We start from the raw sequence: 3,568 nt of genomic DNA, 5'->3' as shown, positions 1-3,568 counted from the left end.
CGCCAATGGCGAACATCAGTTGATGCTGACCAATGGACAAGCGGTGAAAGTCAGCCGCAGCTACAAAGACCGGGTCAAAATGGTGTTTAACTCTTAAGTTGTGCCTGAAAAAAGCCTCCGTAAGGAGGCTTTTTTGATCTAGTACTGTGCCACCTGCTGTTGCCAGCGTAATAAATAGCTATCGACCTGCTTTTTCTTCTCTCCGGTTCGTGCCAGCGGATATAAACCGGCCTGACCGTTCATTTCGCCCGCCATCATCAGATGCGCCCCCTGTAACAGTTGCTCCACCGCATAGGCGCCCAGTTTAGTGGCAAGAATACGATCCGCCCCGACAGGGCGGCCACCCCGCTGAATATGACCTAAAATAGCAGCCCGGCATTCAATTCCGCGTTGCTCCAAATCAGCGGCTAAAGCGGATACTCCGCCTGGATACATAGTTTCCGCCAGCACAATGATATAACTGCAATTTCCCCTGTGCTTGCGGGCTTGTTCAACATGCAGGGCTATTCTGTCCAGATCAAGCTCAGAGGCAAGTTCAGGACAAATAATTTGTTCTGCACCTGCAGCAATACCAGCGGCAACGGCTAAATAGCCGGTATGACGGCCCATGACTTCCACTAGAAAAATCCGCTCAAAGGCATCGGCGGTATCACGAATTTTATCTATCGCATCCAGCGCTGTATCCAAGGCGGTGGCAAAACCAATAGTAAAGTCTGAACCATCGACATCATTGTCTATCGTGCCCGGTATACCAAGCAGCCGGCCATTGTAAAAGGCAGACAATTCAACGCAGCCACGGAAACTACCGTCGCCACCTATCACCAGTAAAGCATCTATCTGCAGATCATGCAGATTTTGCGCTGCGCGCTGTAAACCTGTTGCGCTGTGCATGGCTTCACAGCGTGCACTTTTTAAGATAGTGCCGCCATTTTGAATGATACCGTTGACATGGTAAGGCAATAAGTGGTGATACTGCTGTTCGATGACCCCGTTAAATCCATACTGAAAACCTACCACCTCAAGCTCGTTGGCATGCGCTGTCAGTACCAAAGCTCTTAAACAGGCGTTCATGCCAGGCGCATCGCCTCCTGAGGTCAGTACTCCGATCCGTTTCATAGTGCAGTCTCCGGGGTTGTATTGGTTTCATGTTAAATCAGCCGTACCCCATGGTATTGATCTGGGACAAGAGCTGGGTCACATTCTGACTTATTTTCCTGACCTAAGGTCGCTGTTCACAGACAAAGTCCGACATCTGAAGGATAATAGCAGCCTTAAAAAGGAGAGGGTATGCATCAGTCGTCTGGCCGGGTTGGTTTGGGGTTTAGTTTAGCGCTGCTTACTGCAGTGTTGTGGGGCTTATTACCTATAGCGCTGAAATGGTTATTAAATTCAATGTCGGCGGCAACCATCACCTGGATCCGTTTTGTCGCGGCCGCCGGACTGGTGGGGTTGGTGTTACTGGCTCGCAGGCAGCTCCCGTCGTTTAGGGGCCTGAGTGTAAAAAAGAAACTATTGATCGTCCTGGCAATCGCAGGTCTGTTGTTAAATTACATTTTGTATCTGAAAGGGTTATTTTTGCTAACCGCGGAAACAGCGCAGGTGGTGATCCAACTGGCACCATTTTTGATGATGTTAGGTGCAGTTTATCTGTTTAAAGAACGGCTTCTGTTCTGGCAAAAAGTGGGGGCCTGGTTGTTGCTGATCGGTTTAGTGCTGTTTTTTAACGACAGGTTGGCCTTATTGTTGACGCAGTTTGGCTCTGAGGCTGTGGGGGTGCTGTTGGTGATCATCGCTGCAATCGCCTGGGCTTGTTATGCCTTAGCGCAAAAGCAGTTATTGCTTAGTTTTAACTCCCAGCAAATTATGTGGCTGATTTATGTGGCGGGCGCTTTGTGTTTTCTGCCCTCTGCAGACCTTGCCCCTTTGGCGCATTTATCGGCCTGGCAATGGGGTATAGTGCTGTTTTGTTACCGGAACAGCGTCTGACTTTAACTCAGGCGTTAAAATCTTTTACGCTCGATGCCGCTTATGGCGCTTTTCAGGATCACAGCATGGGCTCGTTAGTGCCGGGGATGTGGGCTGATTTTATTCTGCTAGACCGTGATATTTTTAAAGTAGCCCCGGAAACCTTATGGCAAGCTAAAGTGCAACAAACATGGGTGGCGGGACAACAAAAATACCAGGCCTCGATGTAGGCTTCAGGTAAGAGGGCTGTAACCCAAATGAATTGGAGTTGCAGCAAGGCGACAAGTAAACGAGTCCCCGGGAGCATAGGCCACTATGTGACCGGGGCGAGAGCACGCAGTCAACGCGGCTGCGGCTTCAAGTAAGAAGGTGTAACCCAAGTTAATTGGAGTTGCAGCAAGGCAACAAGTAAACGAGTCCCCGGGAGCATAGGCCACTATGTGACCGGGGCGAGAGCACGCAGTCAACGCGGCTGCAGCTTCAAGTAAGAAGGGTTTATGATTAGTCAGAAATGGTCGAAACTTATTCGATCCCTGCAGCAAAAAAAATACCGCAAAGCCGAACAACTGTTTTTTGTTGAAGGCGAAAAATCGGTGCTGGAATTGCTGCACAGTGCATGGAAAGTGCGTGCAGTGTTTGGCACAGAGCAGTTTTTGCAGCAGCATCATGCTCTGTGCACTAAAGCCGATTTGATACAGCAATGCACTGAACATGAGTTGGTGCAGGTGGGTACTTTTGCGAGTAATAACGCCGCTTTGGCTGTGGCTGAAATACCAGTAGCCAGCCCATTCAAAGAGCAGCCAGGCGACTGGGTACTAGTGTTAGATCAAATCAACGACCCTGGTAATTTAGGCACTATTATCCGGGTGGCTGACTGGTATGGTATCCGTCATGTCTTGTGCTCGTCCGACACAGTCGATCTGTATAACCCCAAAGTGATAGCTGCAGCGAAAGGCTCATTTTTACGGGTAAAACTTTATTATCAGGATGTATTGCCGGTATTAGAGCAAAGCACAATGCCAATCTACGGTGCTTACCTGGAAGGCGAGTCAGTGCATCAGTTAAAGCTCAGCAAGGCTGGTGGTTATCTGGTGATGGGCAATGAAGCCAATGGTATTAATCCGGCGCTCAAGCCCGTGATCAGTCATCCAGTCACTATCCCGGCCTTTAGCGATACAGAGTCGCTGAATGTCGGCATAGCCACTGCTATTTTATGCGATAACCTGAAACGTCTTTCAGTGTCGTCGATGGTCTGAGTTATAGCGGATCTGTCTGTCGGCACAATGTCAGATCCGCTACACTAAGCGCAATTTGTTCCGTCCCACTGAGGTTTTATGTTCCCTACCCTCGAAGACTATGTTGGCCAAACGCCTTTGGTCCGTTTGCAACGTATGGCCAATCACACCCAAAGTACAGTGTTGTTAAAGCTGGAAGGCAATAATCCGGCGGGTTCAGTCAAAGACAGACCCGCTCTTTTTATGTTGCAACAGGCTGAGCTACGTGGCGACATAAAACCAGGAGACTGCCTGATTGAAGCGACCAGCGGTAATACCGGCATAGCACTGGCGATGGCTGCGGCTATTAAAGGCTATAAAATGAAGCT

The 3,568-nt window shown here is 49.4% G+C and carries 5 protein-coding genes; 4 read left to right on the top strand and 1 reads right to left on the bottom strand.

Going from position 1 to position 3,568, the window contains the following annotated elements; all coding sequences use genetic code 11:
• Positions 1–138 precede the first annotated feature (138 nt).
• Positions 139–1,116, bottom strand: a complete 978-nt coding sequence (locus SD53_RS12475; RefSeq protein WP_046520545.1) for an ATP-dependent 6-phosphofructokinase — start codon at positions 1,114–1,116, stop codon at positions 139–141.
• A gap of 171 nt (positions 1,117–1,287) precedes the next feature.
• Here SD53_RS12475 and SD53_RS12470 point away from each other — a divergent pair, with 171 nt between their 5' ends.
• From SD53_RS12470 to SD53_RS12455, 4 genes are all read left to right on the top strand, one after another.
• A complete protein-coding gene (locus tag SD53_RS12470; protein ID WP_046520546.1) occupies positions 1,288–1,986 on the top strand; it encodes a DMT family transporter in 699 nt (232 codons plus the stop codon).
• Positions 1,965–2,195, top strand: coding sequence for an amidohydrolase family protein (locus tag SD53_RS12465; RefSeq protein WP_046520544.1), 231 nt, complete (start codon positions 1,965–1,967; stop codon positions 2,193–2,195). Before SD53_RS12470 ends, SD53_RS12465 begins: the two co-directional genes overlap by 22 nt.
• Positions 2,196–2,462: 267 nt before the next feature.
• Positions 2,463–3,221 (top strand): TrmH family RNA methyltransferase, encoded by a 759-nt coding sequence (locus SD53_RS12460; RefSeq protein ID WP_046520526.1) that lies wholly within the window; start codon positions 2,463–2,465, stop codon positions 3,219–3,221.
• A 78-nt stretch (positions 3,222–3,299) separates the two neighbouring features.
• Positions 3,300–3,568, top strand: a 269-nt coding sequence (locus SD53_RS12455) for a pyridoxal-phosphate dependent enzyme (protein ID WP_046520543.1), incomplete at its 3' end; no start/stop codon positions are given.

Source organism: Rheinheimera mesophila (assembly GCF_000986865.1).
GTDB classification, from domain to species: domain Bacteria; phylum Pseudomonadota; class Gammaproteobacteria; order Enterobacterales; family Alteromonadaceae; genus Pararheinheimera; species Pararheinheimera mesophila.
The sequence above is the reverse complement of the archived record's forward strand: the minus strand, read 5'-3'. Positions and strand labels throughout refer to the sequence as shown.